The sequence below is a fragment of the Daejeonella sp. genome, from assembly GCF_030684675.1.
Taxonomy (GTDB): domain Bacteria; phylum Bacteroidota; class Bacteroidia; order Sphingobacteriales; family Sphingobacteriaceae; genus Daejeonella.
In genome coordinates, this window is sequence record NZ_JAUXXZ010000010.1 from 1 (window position 1) to 18,605 (window position 18,605).

At 40.3% G+C, this 18,605-nt stretch carries 16 protein-coding genes; 4 read left to right on the forward strand and 12 right to left on the reverse strand.

Features of this window, described 5'->3' with window-relative positions:
- Positions 1 to 262 precede the first annotated feature (262 nt).
- The 3 genes from Q8M41_RS01790 to Q8M41_RS01800 are packed head-to-tail and all read right to left on the reverse strand — an operon-like array spanning position 263 to position 2,024.
- Positions 263 to 808 (reverse strand): ATP-binding protein, encoded by a 546-nt coding sequence (locus tag Q8M41_RS01790; protein WP_305363525.1) that lies wholly within the window; start codon positions 806 to 808, stop codon positions 263 to 265.
- A 5-nt stretch (positions 809 to 813) separates the two neighbouring features.
- Positions 814 to 1,443 (reverse strand): nicotinamide riboside transporter PnuC, encoded by a 630-nt coding sequence (gene pnuC / locus Q8M41_RS01795; RefSeq protein ID WP_305363526.1) that lies wholly within the window; start codon positions 1,441 to 1,443, stop codon positions 814 to 816.
- Between the two features lie 50 nt (positions 1,444 to 1,493).
- On the reverse strand, positions 1,494 to 2,024 hold the full coding sequence (locus Q8M41_RS01800) for a hypothetical protein (RefSeq protein WP_305363527.1): 531 nt from the start codon (positions 2,022 to 2,024) through the stop codon (positions 1,494 to 1,496).
- Between the two features lie 330 nt (positions 2,025 to 2,354).
- Between Q8M41_RS01800 and carB the strand changes: the two genes are divergently transcribed.
- Both carB and Q8M41_RS01810 read left to right on the forward strand, forming a co-directional pair.
- The gene (gene carB, locus Q8M41_RS01805) at positions 2,355 to 5,171 is read left to right on the forward strand and encodes a carbamoyl-phosphate synthase large subunit (protein WP_305363528.1); all 2,817 of its coding nucleotides are present in this window, start codon (positions 2,355 to 2,357) and stop codon (positions 5,169 to 5,171) included.
- 182 nt (positions 5,172 to 5,353) lie between these two features.
- On the forward strand, positions 5,354 to 6,808 hold the full coding sequence (locus tag Q8M41_RS01810; RefSeq protein ID WP_305363529.1) for an arabinose isomerase: 1,455 nt from the start codon (positions 5,354 to 5,356) through the stop codon (positions 6,806 to 6,808).
- Positions 6,809 to 6,969: 161 nt separating this feature from the next.
- Here Q8M41_RS01810 and Q8M41_RS01815 read toward each other — a convergent pair whose 3' ends face one another.
- The 5 genes from Q8M41_RS01815 to Q8M41_RS01835 all read right to left on the reverse strand — a co-directional run bounded on the left by Q8M41_RS01815 (position 6,970) and on the right by Q8M41_RS01835 (position 12,198).
- Positions 6,970 to 7,458, reverse strand: coding sequence for a DUF4920 domain-containing protein (locus Q8M41_RS01815; protein ID WP_305363530.1), 489 nt, complete (start codon positions 7,456 to 7,458; stop codon positions 6,970 to 6,972).
- Between the two features lie 162 nt (positions 7,459 to 7,620).
- Complete coding sequence (gene radA / locus Q8M41_RS01820; RefSeq protein ID WP_305363531.1) at positions 7,621 to 9,039, reverse strand: DNA repair protein RadA; 1,419 nt, start codon at positions 9,037 to 9,039, stop codon at positions 7,621 to 7,623.
- A 169-nt stretch (positions 9,040 to 9,208) separates the two neighbouring features.
- The gene (locus Q8M41_RS01825; protein ID WP_305363532.1) at positions 9,209 to 10,759 is read right to left on the reverse strand and encodes an Rne/Rng family ribonuclease; all 1,551 of its coding nucleotides are present in this window, start codon (positions 10,757 to 10,759) and stop codon (positions 9,209 to 9,211) included.
- Positions 10,760 to 11,042: 283 nt separating this feature from the next.
- Positions 11,043 to 11,894 carry a tetratricopeptide repeat protein gene (locus Q8M41_RS01830; protein ID WP_305363533.1) on the reverse strand — a complete coding sequence of 284 codons (852 nt, stop codon included), beginning with the start codon at positions 11,892 to 11,894 and terminating at the stop codon, positions 11,043 to 11,045.
- 19 nt (positions 11,895 to 11,913) lie between these two features.
- Positions 11,914 to 12,198 (reverse strand): HU family DNA-binding protein, encoded by a 285-nt coding sequence (locus Q8M41_RS01835; RefSeq protein ID WP_305363534.1) that lies wholly within the window; start codon positions 12,196 to 12,198, stop codon positions 11,914 to 11,916.
- A gap of 147 nt (positions 12,199 to 12,345) precedes the next feature.
- Here Q8M41_RS01835 and mutY point away from each other — a divergent pair, with 147 nt between their 5' ends.
- Positions 12,346 to 13,422: an A/G-specific adenine glycosylase gene (gene mutY / locus Q8M41_RS01840; protein ID WP_370870421.1), complete on the forward strand. Its 1,077-nt coding sequence runs from the start codon at positions 12,346 to 12,348 to the stop codon at positions 13,420 to 13,422.
- Between the two features lie 30 nt (positions 13,423 to 13,452).
- Positions 13,453 to 13,914: a single-stranded DNA-binding protein gene (locus Q8M41_RS01845; RefSeq protein ID WP_305363535.1), complete on the forward strand. Its 462-nt coding sequence runs from the start codon at positions 13,453 to 13,455 to the stop codon at positions 13,912 to 13,914.
- 632 nt (positions 13,915 to 14,546) lie between these two features.
- Here the strand turns inward: Q8M41_RS01845 and Q8M41_RS01850 are convergent.
- From Q8M41_RS01850 to Q8M41_RS01865, 4 genes are all read right to left on the reverse strand, one after another.
- Positions 14,547 to 15,848, reverse strand: a complete 1,302-nt coding sequence (locus tag Q8M41_RS01850) for an amidohydrolase (RefSeq protein WP_305363536.1) — start codon at positions 15,846 to 15,848, stop codon at positions 14,547 to 14,549.
- 41 nt (positions 15,849 to 15,889) lie between these two features.
- Positions 15,890 to 16,618 carry a copper homeostasis protein CutC gene (locus Q8M41_RS01855; RefSeq protein WP_305363537.1) on the reverse strand — a complete coding sequence of 243 codons (729 nt, stop codon included), beginning with the start codon at positions 16,616 to 16,618 and terminating at the stop codon, positions 15,890 to 15,892.
- 11 nt (positions 16,619 to 16,629) lie between these two features.
- Positions 16,630 to 17,298 carry a PAS domain-containing protein gene (locus Q8M41_RS01860; protein ID WP_305363538.1) on the reverse strand — a complete coding sequence of 223 codons (669 nt, stop codon included), beginning with the start codon at positions 17,296 to 17,298 and terminating at the stop codon, positions 16,630 to 16,632.
- Between the two features lie 10 nt (positions 17,299 to 17,308).
- On the reverse strand, positions 17,309 to 18,605 hold a 1,297-nt coding region (locus Q8M41_RS01865; protein ID WP_305363539.1), incomplete at its 5' end, for a N(4)-(beta-N-acetylglucosaminyl)-L-asparaginase.

Consider the following 18,605-nt stretch of genomic DNA (forward strand, 5'->3'; position numbering starts at 1 on the left):
GAATAAGAATAAAATGAGTACGCTGAATGCAGTTAGAAACAAGTTAATCCACCGGATTTTTGCATGTGTCAACAATAACCGACCCTATGAAAAAAATTATCAAAGATTAGTTGCATAGATCATAGAAATCGGGGTCGAAGACAAAAACTATTTTAACCGGACACTAGTGATTCCTCAACTTAAAAATCAGGATATTTAAAACTACTTTTTGGGGCTGAATACTTAAAAGAAAAATTCAGCTTATAGACAAATTGACTTATCGTCAAATCGACAAATAGGAATCAATCGCCTGGATCGCGTTTTGCAACCTTCCTTTCTCAGATCCTGAAATTAAACTGTATGTAGCATTGAGCGCTTTCAGTTCCTTATGCCACACTTCCATGAAATGTTCGCGCATATGAGGAAAATCGCGTAGGGGATCTTCTTCCCAGGGAAGATCAATGTCCATTAATAAATACAGGTCATATTTATGAATTGGAAGTTTATCAAGCACCTCCTGAGGTGCACGACCAAACATATGATCGCTCCAGATCTTGACGGTTATGAAGGTGGTATCACAAATCAGAAGACGATTGGCCAGTGGAATCATTTGTTCTTCCAGAGCAAGTTGACCTCTGAACATATTGATCTCATCTTCCCAGGTACATCCGGCAACAAGTTTTTCGCAATAACCACGGGCGTATTCAGGTACCCATACCGTATCATAATGCGAGGCAAGTTGTTGGGAAATTGTGGATTTTCCGGTAGACTCAGGACCAACAACCGCTATCCTGATCAATTCTTTGCTAAGATCCTCTGAGTTTTCCATTTCAGCTAAACAATCTGATTCTGTCCACTTAATAAAACCCGGCCTTTTTGATAATCTTTTCTCCAATCGTGATAACCAATGGCGGCAATTATAATATAAAGGGCATACATCCCCGCAGTTAAATGCAAACCCTTAGAGATGTATACTCCAACATAAATGATGTCGACAAAGATCCAGATCAGCCAGTTTTCCAGGACCTTTCGGGCAAGAAATACCTGGGCAAGCAGACTGCAAGCTGTACAGAAACTATCTATAAATGGAAATGATGCATCTGTTCCTTTGTAAAGGAAGAAGCCTAAACCTGCTGTAAAAACCACAATTCCTGCCACTGACAGAATGATCTCTTTAGGGGTAATCGAAGAGACAGGAACTTTTTTACGTTCATCTTTTCGGCTCCAAAAATACCATCCATAAAAATTCATCAATAAAAAATATACCTGCAAACCTGTATCGGCATATAATTTAGCTTCAAAAAAAATAAAAATATAGATCAGTACGCTGATAATTGCGATTGGCCAGCTCCAGATATTATTTTTTGCAGCCAGATAAACACATAAAATACCAGTGATTACTCCCGAAGTTTCGAGCAAACTTTGATTCCAAAGCCAATCAGTAAAAACAGAAATTAAATACATCAGGCCAAATATAAAGCACCCGGGCAATAATTAAGCTTCTGCTGACAATTTTACTTGCTCGTATTTGGCGCGGCATTAAAGCCCAGACTTGCTTTAATCGTCATATCTGCAGTTGTGGCATTACGTAAAATATACTCCATCCTGATGCGAACAGTTGATTCTTTGATATATTCATCAAGAAGAATTGTAGTATCGGCATCAAGCATAATGCTATTCCCAACGGTTGAAGCTATGTTATCACGGGTTGCGATAAGGAGCTCCCTGGAACTGTCACCACGTGAAATATAAATCTTTACAGATTTGAATACCCCAAAACTCTGACCTGAAGGATAAGTGGCATCGAGTTTTACTGATGATACACGCACATCTGTAATAGCATTGGTATTTGAACCCTGGCCAGTAAAAATCTGGTCAAAACTACTTGCCTGAGCGGTAACTGATTGTGCTACATCAGTCCTGTTTGTTGATGGAACACTTAATGTAGCAGTATATGGGAATGTAGAACGAACTATGGACTGAATAGCTGAACATCCACTTAATATCGACGCACTTACAACAAATGCAATAATTGATCTTTTCATGATTTTGTGTTTTTAAAGGCTAATTTATTCAAGAGAATAAAGGTTTATGAATTTATAATTAGTATTACATCTGCTACACACACAAAACCCGTTCCAATCGTTGAAAAATAGCGATAATTTTAATTGGTTTCTTTAGGCTCTGAAATGTACTTCTCTTAAAGGTTGTATAAAGGTTCTTTTTACTCTTAAAATACATGAATTCAAAAAAATCAGACTAAAAATGCATAAAAATATATAACTTTGCATCCCGACAAAACAGTCGGGATTTTTGTTCTTCACAGCATAGTAATCTCCTCTTTTGTTATTAGAAATTAAAATTTTAGAAGAACTATGCCATTAGACACCTCCATCCAATCAATCCTGATCATCGGATCAGGACCAATCGTTATCGGCCAGGCCTGCGAATTTGATTATGCCGGATCACAGGCTGCACTCTCCTTAAAAGACGAAGGAATCAAGGTTTCCATAATCAATTCTAACCCTGCCACAATCATGACGGATAAGGTTATTGCTGATCATGTATATCTGCTTCCCTTAAACTGTGAAAGTATAGAGCAGATACTCAACGAACAGAAGATTGATGCCGTTCTGCCAACTATGGGTGGGCAAACCGCATTAAACTTGTGTAAAGAGGCTGAAGAAAGAGGGATCTGGGAAAAATACGGAGTCCGTATTGTCGGTGTTGATATTGCGGCCATAGAGAAAACAGAGAACCGTGAAGAGTTTCGTAAACTGATGGTTGAAATTGGAGTTGGGGTTGCCCCATCCAAAATTGCAAACTCCTTTCTTGAGGGGAAAGAAGCTGCGCAGTTAATTGGTTATCCACTTGTAATTCGCCCTTCCTATACGCTGGGTGGTTCAGGAGGTGGATTCGTTCATAAAAAAGAAGATTTCGATCAGGCATTAAGCCGTGGTCTGCAGGCCTCTCCAACACATGAGGTTCTTGTTGAAAAAGCGGTTTTAGGCTGGAAAGAATATGAGCTTGAATTATTAAGGGACAGTAATGATAATGTAATTATCATTTGTGTGATTGAAAATTTCGACCCAATGGGTATTCATACCGGTGATTCTATTACCGTCGCACCTGCCATGACCCTTAGTGATCGCTGTTATCAGGATATGCGAAATCAGGCGATACACATGATGCGTTCAATTGGAAATTTCGCCGGTGGTTGTAATGTCCAGTTCTCTGTAGACCCGGTTACTGAAGCTATTATTGCCATTGAGATCAATCCAAGGGTTTCGCGTTCATCAGCTTTGGCCTCAAAAGCAACCGGTTACCCGATTGCAAAGATTGCATCAAAACTAGCTATCGGCTACAACCTTGATGAAATTGAAAACCAGATCACAAAAACTACTTCAGCATATTTTGAGCCAACGCTTGATTATGTGATCGTTAAAATACCTCGATGGAACTTCGACAAATTTAAAGGGGCGAATACAGAACTGGGTTTACAGATGAAATCTGTCGGAGAAGTTATGGCCATTGGACGCACCTTTATTGAAGCACTGCAGAAAGCTTGTCAGAGTTTGGAAACCAACCGTTTGGGATTAGGTGCTGATGGCCGCCAAAGCCGTAATCTGGAGGAGATCATGCATAGTCTGGAGCACCCAAGCTGGGATCGCCTGTTCCATGTAAAGGATGCCATGAGCCTTGGCGTTCCTTTAGAATCAATCCGGAAAATCACACATATTGATAAATGGTTCCTAGTACAGATCCTTGAACTGGTCAATATGGAAGCTGAGCTAAAACGCTATTCATTAAATAATATCCCTACAGATTTCTTTATTACATTAAAACAAAAAGGGTATGCCGATGCTCAGATCGCCTGGCTACTTGGAAATGTAACCGAAGATGAGGTTTATGACCGCCGCAAACATCTGGGAATACACCGGGTGTATAAAATGGTTGATACCTGTGCGGCAGAATTTCCTGCACAAACGCCATACTATTACTCAACTTTTGAGGATGAGAACGAGTCAATCGTCAGCAATAAGAAAAAGATCATCGTACTTGGATCCGGCCCCAACCGTATTGGTCAGGGTATAGAATTTGATTATTCATGTGTTCATGGATTGCTGGCAGCAAAAGAGTCCGGTTTTGAAGCAATTATGATCAACTGTAATCCTGAAACAGTTTCTACCGACTTTAACATGGCGGATAAACTGTATTTCGAACCGGTTTTCTGGGAACATGTGCGCGAAATCATTGAACTTGAAAAACCTGAGGGAGTGATAGTTCAGCTTGGTGGCCAAACGGCTTTAAAAATGGCTGAGAAGCTGCATGAACGAGGTATTAAGATTATCGGCTCCTCTTTCGACAGCATGGACATCGCCGAAGATCGTGGTCGTTTTTCGGACTTGCTGAAAGAAATGGATATTCCTTATCCATTGTATGGAGTGGCTGAAAGTGCAGAAGAAGCTCTGGAAGTTGCGCATAAAGTTGGTTATCCGGTTCTTGTTCGTCCAAGTTATGTACTTGGCGGACAGGGGATGAGCATTGTGATCAATGATGAAGATCTTGAAAAAGCAGTTGTAAAATTATTGAGAAACCTGCCGGGAAATCGTGTATTGATTGATCATTTCCTTGATAGGGCCGAGGAAGCAGAATCTGATTCTATATCAGACGGTGATGATTGCCATATCATAGGTTTGATGGAACATATTGAGCCTGCCGGGATTCACTCCGGTGATTCATATGCTGTATTGCCCCCTTTTAACCTCTCCAAAAAAATAACCGATTTAATGGAGGAATATACCGTACGTATCGCAAAAGCTTTGAATGTTAGGGGTTTATTAAATATCCAGTTTGCAATTAAAGATGAAAAGGTATATGTGATTGAAGCCAATCCAAGGGCTTCCAGAACTGTTCCTTTCATTGCAAAGGCATACGATGTACCGTATATCAATATTGCCACCAAGATCATGCTGGGTGTCAATAAATTGAAAGATTTTAAGATCGAACGTAAACTTGTTGGATATGCGATCAAAGAACCGGTTTTCTCATTCGATAAATTCCCTGAAGTTAAAAAGGAATTAGGCCCTGAAATGAAATCAACCGGGGAATCGATCCGTTTTATACGTGACCTTGAGGATCCTTATTTCAGACATCTGTACAAGGAGAAATCGATGTACCTCTCGAAATAAGATGAAAGCTAAAAGCTGAAAGGCTAAAGCTAGAAGAAAAAGAGGCCTGCAGATCAATCTGTGGGCTTTTTATATTTTCAGTGGATTTAAAATTTGTTTATTTATCCTCGATTGCATGAATAAAAAAATTCGAAATTGGATTTTTCTGTTGCATCTTTAATTATCGATTAAATAAAATATTCATGAATAAATTGAACAATGATGCGGTCAATAAATCAAGTTTGAAAATTGGTCTTTTCGGCATCGGACTGGATACTTACTGGCCACAGTTTGAAGGTTTGAAAGAACGACTGGAAGGCTATTTAAATACTGTAGAACAAAAGCTTACTGAGATCCACCCATCAGTTGTTAATGCCGGACTGGTAGATAATCCTGATAAAGCATTTAAGGCAGGAAAATTATTTAAAACTGAGGATGTAGATCTGATCTTTTTATATGTTACCACCTATGCATTATCATCAACCGTTTTGCCGGTAGTACAAAGGGCAAAGGTTCCTGTCATTATTTTAAATCTGGCACCCGAGGCTGCGATTGATTATAACTCGTTCAATGCAATGAGCGATCGGACCAAAATGACTGGTGAATGGCTCTCCTATTGTTCGGCATGTCCTGTACCTGAAATCGCGAATGTTTTTAACAGAGTGGGTGTTAAATTCCATCAGATCACCGGAATGCTGCACGATGATGAACTATGCTGGAATGAAGTAACAGAGTGGGTACAGGCTGCTAAAGTGGCTAATATAATGGCCTATAACCGACTGGGTTGTATGGGTCATTATTATAGTGGAATGCTGGATATCTACACCGATCTTACCCAGCAATATGCCCACTTCGGAGGTCATATTGAACTCATTGAGGTTGAAGAACTGGCAAGCCTCAGAAAAGAAGTGAGTAAGGAAGAATTGAACAATAGACTGAAGCTTTTCAATGAGACTTTTGACATACAATCTGATTGCCCCCTGGACGAAATGGAGAAAGCTGCCATCACCTCCGTTGCTCTTGATAAACTGGTAGCAAAACACCAGCTTGGTTCCATGGCCTATTATTACAAAGGCACCGGAAATATTGAAAATGAAGAAGCCATCTCTTCTATAATTTTAGGCAATTCACTCCTTACTGCAAATGGAATTCCCGTTGCCGGCGAGTATGAAATTAAGAACGTACAGGCGATGAAGATCATGGATTCATTTGGCGCAGGAGGCTCTTTTACTGAATACTATGCAATGGATTTTAAAGATGATGTTATTTTGATGGGACATGATGGTCCCGGTCATATTGCAATTGCAGAAGGTAAAACCAGAGTGCGCCCCCTGCATGTTTATCATGGAAAAGTAGGTAAGGGCGTTTCAGTTGAGATGATGGTTAAAAATGGTCCGGTGACGCTGCTTTCTGTTGCAGAAAAAAGAGGCGGCGGACTAATGCTTCTGGTCGCAGAGGGTGAATCAGTCCCGGGTCCCATCCTTCAGATAGGCAATACCAACAGCAGGTATAAATTCCCCATAGGGGCAAGAAATTTTGTGAATAATTGGAATAGCTATGGCCCTGCCCATCATTGTGCCGTAGGTATCGGACATATCAGTTCAAAAATCGAGAAGCTTGGTCAATTATTGAATATGGAGGTAGTGAGGGTGTGTTAAACTTAATTCCTTCTTCTTAAATTAAATAAAGACAATAAATCTTTAACCACATAGATTGAAGCTTCAATATTATAGCTGTCTTTAAAGATAATGAGTAGTTCTGAATTCTATGTTTCTATGTGGTTTTTTTAATTTAACGTCGGGAACAGATTATTTAAAAATCAGTTCATCACCACAACACCTTTAGCTTCAAATGCCAGTTGTTCTTTTGGACTGGTGATTGCAGCAATCTCTGCTTCACTCTTCCCACCATCTTTGGCATAATGCCTAAGTTTTTCAACTGAAGTAGTATCAGTATAAGCAAAACCATCAAGTACGACTTCTTTGCCTCCCAGATCTTTTGGGACAAAAATCTTATAATCTTTAAAGGTTACCCTCATTTCATCACCGTTATCCAGGGTCATGGTCATCCAGCAGCCCTTTTCCTGGCATACTTCCTTTACTTTCCCCTTGATCTTCATGTCCATTTTCTTTTCACCCTTCATTGCAGTTTGAACTGAGGCAAGTTCTATGACATTATCAATTGCAACTGAGTCGCCGTAAACGGCAATCCCCTTAACATTTTCAACAGAATGAAGTTCTGTTGTTGGTTTACTGTTACATGCCGCAAGGAAGGCTAGGGCAATAACCGAAAGTATAATCCTATTCATATTTTATAATTGGTTTATACAAAATTGATAATAAAAATTGTGATTATTCATTTATTGAAGATAATCATAATTGGAGGTCTGAAGTCAGAGGTCTGATGCTAACATACCTTTCGGACTTCAGACATCCGGCCTCAGTCCTCAGACATCAGCCTCCGTCCCTACCTATCCAAACAAAGCATTGAATACTTCTTCAACCTTAGCTACGGTTTTGATCTTAATTTTATATTTCTGCCATTCAGGTTCCGTTTTCACACCCCTACCTGCAGGAAGATTATACTTGGAAATGAAAATCTGTTCGAAACCAAGTTTTTCAGCTTCTGCAATCCGCTGTTCGATCCTGTTTACAGCCCTGATCTCACCGGATAAACCCACTTCTGCAGCAAAGCATATTTTGGAATCCACCGGCATATCCTCATGAGAGGAAATTATCGCAACTACCACAGCAAGATCAATTGCCGGGTCTTCAACCCTCAATCCGCCTGCAATATTGAGAAAAACATCTTTTGCACTTAACTTAAAACCGCATCGCTTTTCTAAAACCGCAAGCAGCATATTCAATCTCTTTGTATCAAAGCCAGTTGCAGAGCGCTGTGGCGTTCCATAAGCAGATACGCTAACCAGAGCCTGGGTTTCAATCAGCATGGGTCTGAGGCCCTCGAGCATCGCCGAAATGGTGATGCCGCTAAGCGGTTCATCCCTTTGCGAAAGCAGAATTTCCGAAGGATTTGATACCTCTCTGAGTCCGCTTCCCTGCATTTCATAAATACCAAGTTCAGAGGCAGAGCCAAAGCGGTTCTTAACAGCCCGTAATATCCTGTAAACATGATGCCTGTCGCCCTCAAACTGCAATACAGTATCAACCATATGTTCCAGAATCTTAGGCCCGGCAATCATTCCGTCCTTGGTGATATGCCCGATAAGAAATACCGGAGTTCCGCTTTCTTTTGCAAAACGCAACAGTTCGGCAGTACATTCCCTTACCTGTGAAACGCTGCCGGGAGTAGATTCAATATGTGCAGAATATAAAGTCTGTATGGAATCAATAACCAGCAGGTCGGGTTGCAGAATTTCGATCTGTTTGAATATATTTTGTGTGGAAGTCTCGGTCAGAATATAAGTATCAGAAGAGGCAGCGTTTTTCAAACCTGCTCCTGGCCCCAATCTTTCGGCCCGCATCTTGATCTGTTGCTCACTTTCCTCACCGGATACATAAAGTACTTTTAAACCCGGCAGATTGAGTGCAACCTGGAGCATAAGGGTAGATTTTCCAATTCCTGGTTCACCTCCGATTAATACTATAGATCCGCTCACTATTCCTCCACCCAATACCCGATTCAGTTCTTTATCAGGAGTAATCAAACGATTCTCCTCAGAATAAACAATTTCATGAATTGCCGCCGGTTTATTGGAACGCTGAGTGCTGCTAGAACCACTCTTCCAGTCAGGTACAGAAGCCCCTGCTTTTTCTATGATCTCTTCTACAAAAGTGTTCCACTGGCTGCAGGAAGGGCATTTACCAAGCCATTTAGCAGATTCATATCCACAACTCTGACAGAAATAGGCGGAACGGGTTTTAGCCATGAGATAAATGTGAAAATGAGCAAATGTGAAAATGTGAAAATGCTTTCATGATTAATGGTAGAATGTGAAGATAGGCAAATGTGAAAATTAGTCATAAAAAAATGTGCAGATGTAAAAATCCATCTGCACATTTGCTAATTTCCTAATCCGATAGCTATCGGATTGCTAATTATAGTTTAATTTCCTCTTCCTTAGAATTTAGAAAATGAAATTCAGTGAGGTAATAAGAAGGCACAGCCTTAACCCTGATCCACTTACTGAATTTAAAGAACCATTTACACTGGATTGAGAAAAGTCCCTTTTTAATATAGGCTTCGATATAAGGATGAACACATAAAGTAACGCTGCGCTCATTCTGCTCATTGAGAATATAGTTCAGGTTATTCTCTATATCGTCCATTAAAATGATACTAGCTTTGATCTCTCCTGTACCATCACAGGCAGGACATTTCTCATTGGTCACGATATTCATTTCAGGCCTTACACGTTGGCGGGTCAACTGTACCAAACCGAATTTGCTTGGAGGCAAAATGGTATGCTTGGCGCGGTCAAGTAACATCAGATCCTTGAGATGATCAAACAACTCTTTTCGGTTCTGAGGTTTGTGCATATCGATAAAATCAATTACCACAATACCACCCATATCACGCAGACGTAATTGTCGGGCAATTTCCTTAGCAGCTTCCATATTGATCATCAGTGCATTTTGCTCCTGATTCTCAGTATTTGCTGTACGATTACCACTGTTTACATCAATGACGTGTAATGCTTCAGTATGTTCAACAACAAGATAAGCTCCTCCAGGCAGATTTACAGTACGTCCAAATGCTGATTTGATTTGCTTTTCAATACCAAAATGTTCGAATATCGGCTCTTTACCACGGTACTGTTTAACGATCTTTTCCATTTCGGGAGAGATCTCATGAACATAGGACCTGATCTCTTCAAATAATGCAGGATCTCCAATATGAATATTCGTAAAATCGGTATTCAGAATGTCGCGAAGAATTGTGGATGTACGTCCCATCTCTCCAAGTATCTTCTTGGAAGGCTCAGTATTCGGAAGGCGGGTAGTAAACTTTTCCCATTTGTCAATCAAATCAAGAAGATCCTTCTGCAACTCAGCAACGCCTTTCCCTTCAGAAACCGTACGAATAATTACCCCGAAATTCTTCGGCTTAATACTCTCCACAATTTTCTTAAGACGGTTGCGCTCTGTATTACTCTTTATCTTTTTGGAAATTGAAATAACATCCGAAAAAGGGACAAGAACGGCGAAGCGGCCTGCAATTGAAAGATCTGAACTTAAGCGCGGACCCTTGGTTGAGATCGGTTCTTTGGCGATCTGAACGGGAAGCAGCATGTTCCGGTTCAGTATCTCTGAGACTTTTCCGGATTTACTGATATCCGTTTCAAGTCTGAAACTATTGAGCAGTTTATCTTTATAACTGCCATTCTTTACAATTTTTGTAAGCTTTAGCAGCGATTGAACCTGTGGTCCAAGATCCAGATAATGCAAAAAAGCATCCTTTTCGTAGCCTACATCAACAAACGCAGCATTCAATCCGGGCATGATCTTTTTGATCTTGCCTAAATATATATCGCCAACAGCATAATTGTTGCTGACCTGCTCTGTGTTTAATTCTACGAGTTGCTTGTCTTGCAGTAAAGCAATAGTAACCCCACTAGGGGATGAATTGATAATTAATTCCTTTACCAATGGCTAAATTTAAGACACCGGCTAAGAAAACCGGCATACGTTTAAAACTAGGAAATAAATAAAAACAAACAAATGATTTAAACCTCCGGCGCAATTAAGCGGGAGGTTTAAAAATTCTATAAGTCTGCAATTAATCCGATCATAAAGAACAGATTAAAAATCAGACTATTTTTTCTTATGTCTGTTTTTTCTTAAGCGTTTTTTACGCTTGTGAGTAGCCATTTTATGTCTTTTTCTTTTCTTACCGCTTGGCATAATGTTGTTTTTTAAAATGTTTTATAATCTAATTACTTAATTCGTTTACTTTCCTGTCCACAAACTGGCTCATGTTCGGGTCAGCTGCGATTTCTTTAGTTTTCAGATAGGCAGCTATCGCATCACTCTTCCTATCCATGTTCTCATAACTTGAAGCCAGGTAAAACCACGCCTCAGCACTTGGAGCAATATCAATAACAGTTTTGAAACGCTCAACTGCCTTGTCGAACTGACCTGATTTCATTGAAAACAAGCCCAGGTTCAGGTTAGCCTTTAAATTTTTCGGATCCTGTTTTACCACGTCCAGCAACAAGGTAATACCCTGCATAGGATTTGGGGTTCCTGTTACGTAAGCTATTCCTAATCCGGTTTTAATTTCCAGAGTGTTCGGTTTAATTTTATCAGCTTTTTGATAAGAGCTGATCGCCTTTTGTACAAGAGCAGGCTGAACAAGAGTGTCCATGCTCTGCTGATAGGCATCTGTAAATTTATCACCGGCCTTAAGCCATGAATCAAAATTCGGTTCCTTTTCAGCTATTAATTCATAATAAAAAGATGCCGGAGTACTTTGATTTACATCATCCCATTGCTGGGCCAGTTGCTTTTGAATATTTAGCTTCTCAGATTCAGATGAGCTTTTTAATTGAGTTTCAAGATCTGTAATCTGCTTTTTAAGACTGGCATTCAGACTTTCTTTCGCAGTTAAAGAAATATCTTCTAATGAAACTTCTTTAACTTTTGCCGCTTGAACAGGGCCAGATGCATTTGTAACAGCAGCACCTTCATTCGGTTTAACCAAACCCTGAATATCTAAAGAAAGCATCAGGCCCATCAGTACTACCACTGAACCTATAACTACAATCTGCTTTCTTTGTAACATTCCCGGCTGAATAAAATGATTACTTGTTACCGCCCTTTACCTTCTCAACAAAAACCTTGGCAGGTTTGAAACTTGGAACGAAATGCTCAGGGATAATGATTGCTGTATTTTTAGAAATATTACGAGCGGTTTTCTTTGCTCTCTTCTTCACAACAAAGCTACCAAAACCTCTTACGTAAACGTTCTCGCCATTTACCATTGAATTTTTGACAACTTTAAAAAACGCTTCTATAGCTTCCTGAACATCTACCTTTTCAATTCCTGTTTTGTTAGAGATCTCTGTGATGATTTCTGCCTTGGTCATATCTATTTTCTTTAATTTTTTGTACTGTTATTCTAATTGATTTGGGGTTGCAAAAGTATTGGTTTTAATTCAATTTGGGAAATAAATCTGCTTTTTTTTAAAACCAAGTCGCTATAAAACAAATAGTAAGGTATTTTTGCTGCTTAAATGAGTAAAACCAACTCAAGAGCAATGACGTTTTCTGATGAAATTATTGGCTGGTACCAGAAGCATAAAAGGGATCTTCCATGGAGAAATACAAACGATCCTTATATTATCTGGCTATCTGAAATAATCATGCAGCAGACCCGCGTAGAGCAGGGAATGCCCTATTTTAATCGTTTTGCCGAAAAATATCCAACAGTCGAACATTTTGCTTCGGCCACCGAGGAGGAAATATTAAAACTCTGGCAGGGACTAGGTTATTACTCAAGAGGCAGAAATATGCATCAAACCTCACGGGCAGTGATGGAAGAACATGCAGGCTACTTTCCTAAAAATTATGATTCCCTGATCCGTTTAAAGGGAATCGGAGAATATACAGCAGCCGCTATATCTTCATTTTCATCAAATGAGGCTAAAGCTGTTGTTGATGGGAATGTTTTCAGACTGCTTTCCAGATACTTCGGTATTGATACCCCAATCAATACCGGTAAAGGAAAAAAGGTTTTTACCGATTTAGCAAATGAACTACTTGATCAGACACAAGCCGGAATTTTTAATCAGGCAATGATGGAGTTCGGATCATTACAATGCAAACCTAAAAATCCGGATTGCCCGATATGCCCATTACAAACCGCCTGTGAGGCACGGCTTAAAAACAGAATCCATGAGCTACCTGTCAAAATTAAAGCTCAAAAAAGCAGGGAGCGGTATTTTAATTATATTTTGGCGATTAAAAATGATCAAATCCTGGTTAATAAGCGCCGTTCCGGAGATATCTGGGAAAACATGATCGATCTCCCTCTTTTTGAGACAGATTCCCCGGCTGAGCTTTCGGATCTTATCCAATCAGAAAATTTTATTAAAGCTTTTGGTAAGCATGTTCTGGTTCATTCTGTTTCTAAACCTGTAAAACATATTTTAAGTCACCAGAAACTCAATGCGAGTTTCATTCAAATAGAGAATTTTACTGATGATTTTCTCCCAGATCCATCCTGGTTCTACGTAAGCAGAGAAGAACTTGAAAAACTGCCGCAGCCTAAACTAATTTTTCAATTCTTCGAAAATTTCTTTAAATTGTAATTGAACCATCTATAACATATAACAAAGAACATGTCAGGTATTAACAAAGTCATTTTAGTTGGACATTTAGGGAAAGACCCTGAAGTCCGGCATTTAGATGGGGGAGTTACTGTCGCTAGCTTCCCTTTAGCAACTTCAGAAACCTATAACAAAGACGGTAGAAAAATAGAACAAACCGAATGGCATAATATTGTTATGTGGAGAGGCTTGGCCGATATAGCTTCAAAATACCTGCAGAAAGGTAAATTGGTTTATATCGAGGGTAAATTAAGAACCCGTTCTTTCGAAGATAAAGAAGGTCATAAAAAATACACTACAGAGGTTGTTGCAGAGAACTTCACTATGCTTGGCCGCAAAAGTGATTTTGAGGGGCAGGGTGAAAATAATCATCAGAAATCTGAAGAAGAGCATGGGGCTAATAATCATATCATCGCCAAAGAGGATCAGCCGATGAATTATGAAAAAGGGACTGATGATGATTTGCCGTTTTAGCTTGGGAATTTAGTTCTTAGCCTTTAATTGGAAAACTGATTGTTTCGATGCCAGCAAAAATTCGCGGATTGATCGATATTAGACAGACCAATTTTTCTAATAGACTAATGGGTTTTAGGTTCACACCAGATTCTGGTTTTGGACTCTGGCCTATGAAAAAATTTACCCTTTTTTATTTGAAAATGAACGTCAGTGCCTTTGGCTGCCGCTAGTCCCGTGGTTCATTGCAAGCCCGGCAATGAAATCAGCATAAAATGACATTATTTCTTGCCGGGGCTTTCCATTTCTCCCGGGTTTATGGCGGATCAAGCCCACCATGACAATCAATAAGGTTTTACTTAATCACTAAAAGGAAAAATTGTATTTTGGGTAGGCCTTATTTCGATTCCGGCCCCTGAGCCGTATCCTCAATCTATAAACACTGATTGTCCTCGTGGCGGATGCCACAACCTCCTAATGATTTTTCTCTTCGGGGTCATTAGAAAAATCCCATTTATTTAAATTGTTATTTACGCTCCAATGCAAATAGATTTTATTAAAATAAATTCTGATTTCGAAAATTCCTTCCCCAGAAACAAATAGCCCGGAAAATTCCAGGCTATCAGGCATATTTTGAAAGAATCTAAGAGATCTTATTTTACCTCCATGTAATCAAGCGTAAGCCCTGCCAATGCTTTTACTCCAAGCTTAAATGAACTTTCGTCGATCATAAAATCAGGGGTGTGATGTGATGGGGCGGTTTTAGGATCCATTCCTTTGGGCATTCCACCTAAGAAGAAAAACAGTCCAGGAACTTTTTCCTGAAAAAAGGAGAAATCTTCAGCTCCTGTTATTGGAGGTATGAGCTTCACATTCTCTGCCCCTGCGACTTTTGCAAGGCTTGGAAGCATCTTTTCGGTTAAAGCGGGGTCATTATAAGTTACAGGATAATGATTGCTGTAGGGAATCTTTATTTCAACGGTGGCACCACCGGCCTCAGCCGTTTTGGTTGCAATTGTTTTAATCCTGTCAATCAGCATTTTCTCATCTTCTACACTAAGGGCCCTGATGGTTCCCAGCATCTCTGCACGCTCAGGAATGATATTAGACCGTACACCAGCATGTATGGAGCCTATCGTTACCACCCCTGCGTTTTCAGTAATGTTCAAATTACGGCTTACAATAGTCTGTAAACTGTTGATGATCTGTGCCGAGATCACTATTGGATCAACCGAAGCCCATGGAGCTGCTCCATGCGCCTGCCTTCCTTTCACAATAATCTGCATGTCATTTACTCCGGCCATCATTCCACCAGGACGATAGGTGATCTTTCCGGCTTCTGTTTGTGCCCAAATATGTAATCCAAAGGCAACATCTACTTTAGGATTTTCGAGTACTCCTTCTTTAACCATTAGTTCGGCACCACCCTCCACTCCAGGAGCAGAGCCTTCTTCTGCAGGCTGAAATACAAATTTCACAGTACCCTTCAGGTCTGCCTTCATTCCGGCTAAAACCTCAGCAACTCCCATAAGTATTGCAACATGTGAATCGTGACCACAGGCATGCATTACCCCTACTTCCTGCCCATTGTATTGTGTCTTTACCTTTGAGGCAAAGGGGAGCGAATTTCTTTCAGTAACCGGGAGTCCGTCCATATCAGCACGTAACAGAACTACAGGACCGGGTTTTCCGCCCTTCAGAATCCCAACAACCCCGGTTCTGGCTACTCCTGTTTTTACCTCAATTCCCAAACCTTCGAGATGCTTTGCAATAATTCCTGCAGTTCTGGTCTCATAATTACCCAATTCAGGATGCTCATGAAAATCGCGGCGCCAATCAATAACCTTTGCTTCAATTTTATCAGCTGCTGTATTCAGCTTCGATCTTACAGGAACTGTCTGAGAAATTGCAGGTAAAGAAAACAGGCATAAACCTGCAAAGAATAATTTATTCATATGATTGATTTGTTTTTAAAAGTAAGGAAATTATGAGAAATTCAATATACCCAACCAATCTGTTTAAGGATCTCCTTCAGCTTTTGTACATGCTCTCCATCCGTCTCCATTGTTCGATATGGCTGTGTGTTGACTGGGTCAATACTGTTTTCCACAAGCTTTTTAGCAGTTGTATGAAATTCATATGCGCCCGTCTCAGCAGCAATCTTCTGTAAATTTCGATGGGTTATTCCCGAACCTGGCATAATATTAATTCTGAATCCAGCCTGCCTGACCAGAGATCGCAATTTTTCTGTTCCTTCGGGGGCAAACTCCATCCCTCCCGAAGTCAATACACGATGACATCCCAGTTCAACAAGGTCTTCGAGCGACCTTTCAATAGAAATACAACGGTCAAAAGCGCGATGAAAAGTGATCTCCATTTCTCCTGCGAGTGCTATCAGCTCAGCACATCTTTCCATATCAACAGTAGAATCTTTCCTGAGCATTCCAATAACAATACCTTTACATCCCATTTCCCTGCAACAGAGCACATCTTCACGCATTATTTGAAATTCATCACGAGTAAATACAAAATCACCGCCCCGTGGACGAATAATTGGGAAAAATGGAATTTCCAACTGCGTTTTACTCTGTACAATCATCCCATAAGAAGGAGTAGTACCTCCTTCAGCCAGATTATCGCAAAGTTCGATCCGGTCGGCTCCAAATGCTTGTGCAATTAAGGCTGAACTGATGCTTCCAACGCAGATCTCGAGTTTATAAGACATGAAAAAATGAATTATTTGCTTTCATCTGAACTGATTTCTGATTCTGGCCTAAGCTCATGCATAAAAGAGCTTAGTTTTTTCGTAAATAAATCAAGGTCTGCTGCAGAAATTTTAAGGTTGCTTATCAACTCTGAACTTTCTGCATCCAAATTGATGTGCTCCTGAAGTATCTGAACTATCCCTAAAATCTGAGAAACCGGATGCCTAACTTCGTGAGAAACCATAAACAGCATTTTTTCGAGATTTTTAACATATTCCTTCTGCTCTTCCTCAATCCTCTTCCTGTCGTCAATTGGAGTTCGCAATGAGAAATACTCGGTAATCACCCCATTTTCATCGTGAATAGGAACAATTGTGCTATCGAGCCAGAAAAATGTGCCATCCTTTGCCTTGCTCTTTACATCAGAACGCCACACTTTTCCACTTTTTATGGTCTCCCAAAGTTCTTTAAACATCGAAGAGGGATGATAATTTGAATTCACAATCCGATGATCCTGACCAAGCAGTTCTTCTCTGGAGTACTTACTTATTTCACAGAATTTATCATTAACATAGATTATCTTTCCTTCCGGATCGGTTACAGAACATATGGCGTTAAGGTCAATGATCTCCTTGTAGGCTTTAAGCAGCTGCAGCAAGTCCTTTTTTGTGATGCTTCTGTTATCAAACCATGTCCTCATTGATATCTGCTTAATAATAGCTTGGCGATTTTATTAACTGCTTTTGATCATTTTGATTACATACTGCAAAACTGAAGCCTTTCTGAATCGCATATCCGCCAAACTGGCCTTTTTTATTCAGTGCCAAAAAACCTACCTGAATTTGTTTTGCTGTTTCAGGTTTCTTCCTGATTATGCGCATAACCGCTTCTTTGCAGGCTTCATCCGGTGAGTAGCCCTGCCTCATCAGTTCAACAACCAAAAAGCTTCCTACATTTCGAATCACTTCCTCGCCTACACCCGTAGATGTGGCACCTCCGATTTCATTGTCGACATAGAGCCCGGCACCAATGATTGGTGAGTCACCTACACGCCCATGCATTTTGTAGGCCATGCCACTGGTTGTGCAGGCACCAGACATATTTCCTGCTGCATCTAAAGCAAGCATCCCGATAGTATCATGATTAAACTGATTACCGGGTAGTTTCGCCGGACTGAAAAGCCTGTTTTCTACGTTTATTTCAGGATTATACTTTGCAGTTTTAAGCCATTCCTTCCATGCTTTTTCTGAGGAAGGAGTTAATAGGGTTTCCTTTTTAAACCCTTGCCCGAGAGCAAATTGCAGAGCTCCGGCGCCTACCAGCATGACATGCGGAGTTTTCTCCATAACTTTTCTGGCAACTGAGATGGGATGAATGATATGCTCCAATGCGGCCACACTTCCACAATTACCAAATTCATCCATGATGCATGCATCCAATGTTACCCTGCCATCCCTGTCGGGTAAACCACCATATCCAACGGTTTGATTGTTCGGATCAGCCTCGGGAACATGGACACCGGTTTCGACAGCATCCAGTGCCCTCCCCTTATTCTTTAATATTTGCCATGCGGCGGCATTCGCGGCTATTCCAAAATCCCAGGTTGAAATTACTATGGGTGATCCTGCAAGCACAGAATCACCCATAGTCATTCCTAAGGATTTATTTGCGGATAATACCGAGGCACCTGCCAAAGAACCCACTGCTAAAAATTTACGGCGACTGATCATATTTAAAGTTAAGTAAAGATCCCATTCACAGAAATGTTTTGGGATATTAAAATACGGGTTCGGGAATGGTAGGTGTGGATTATTTATCGACATTTCGGCGCTAAAGCACCCGTAATTGTTCCTTTCCGGTCGCTTAGGTTTTGGGCTGAAGCCCGGTCTGAAAACCTGATTTTCACCCGGAGCTAAAGTGGCTGTTGCACAACTGAGATATTTAAAAATAAATTTATCTATGTCATTGATTATTAATATCTTAATGCATGCAAGGCAAAAAAGGCTA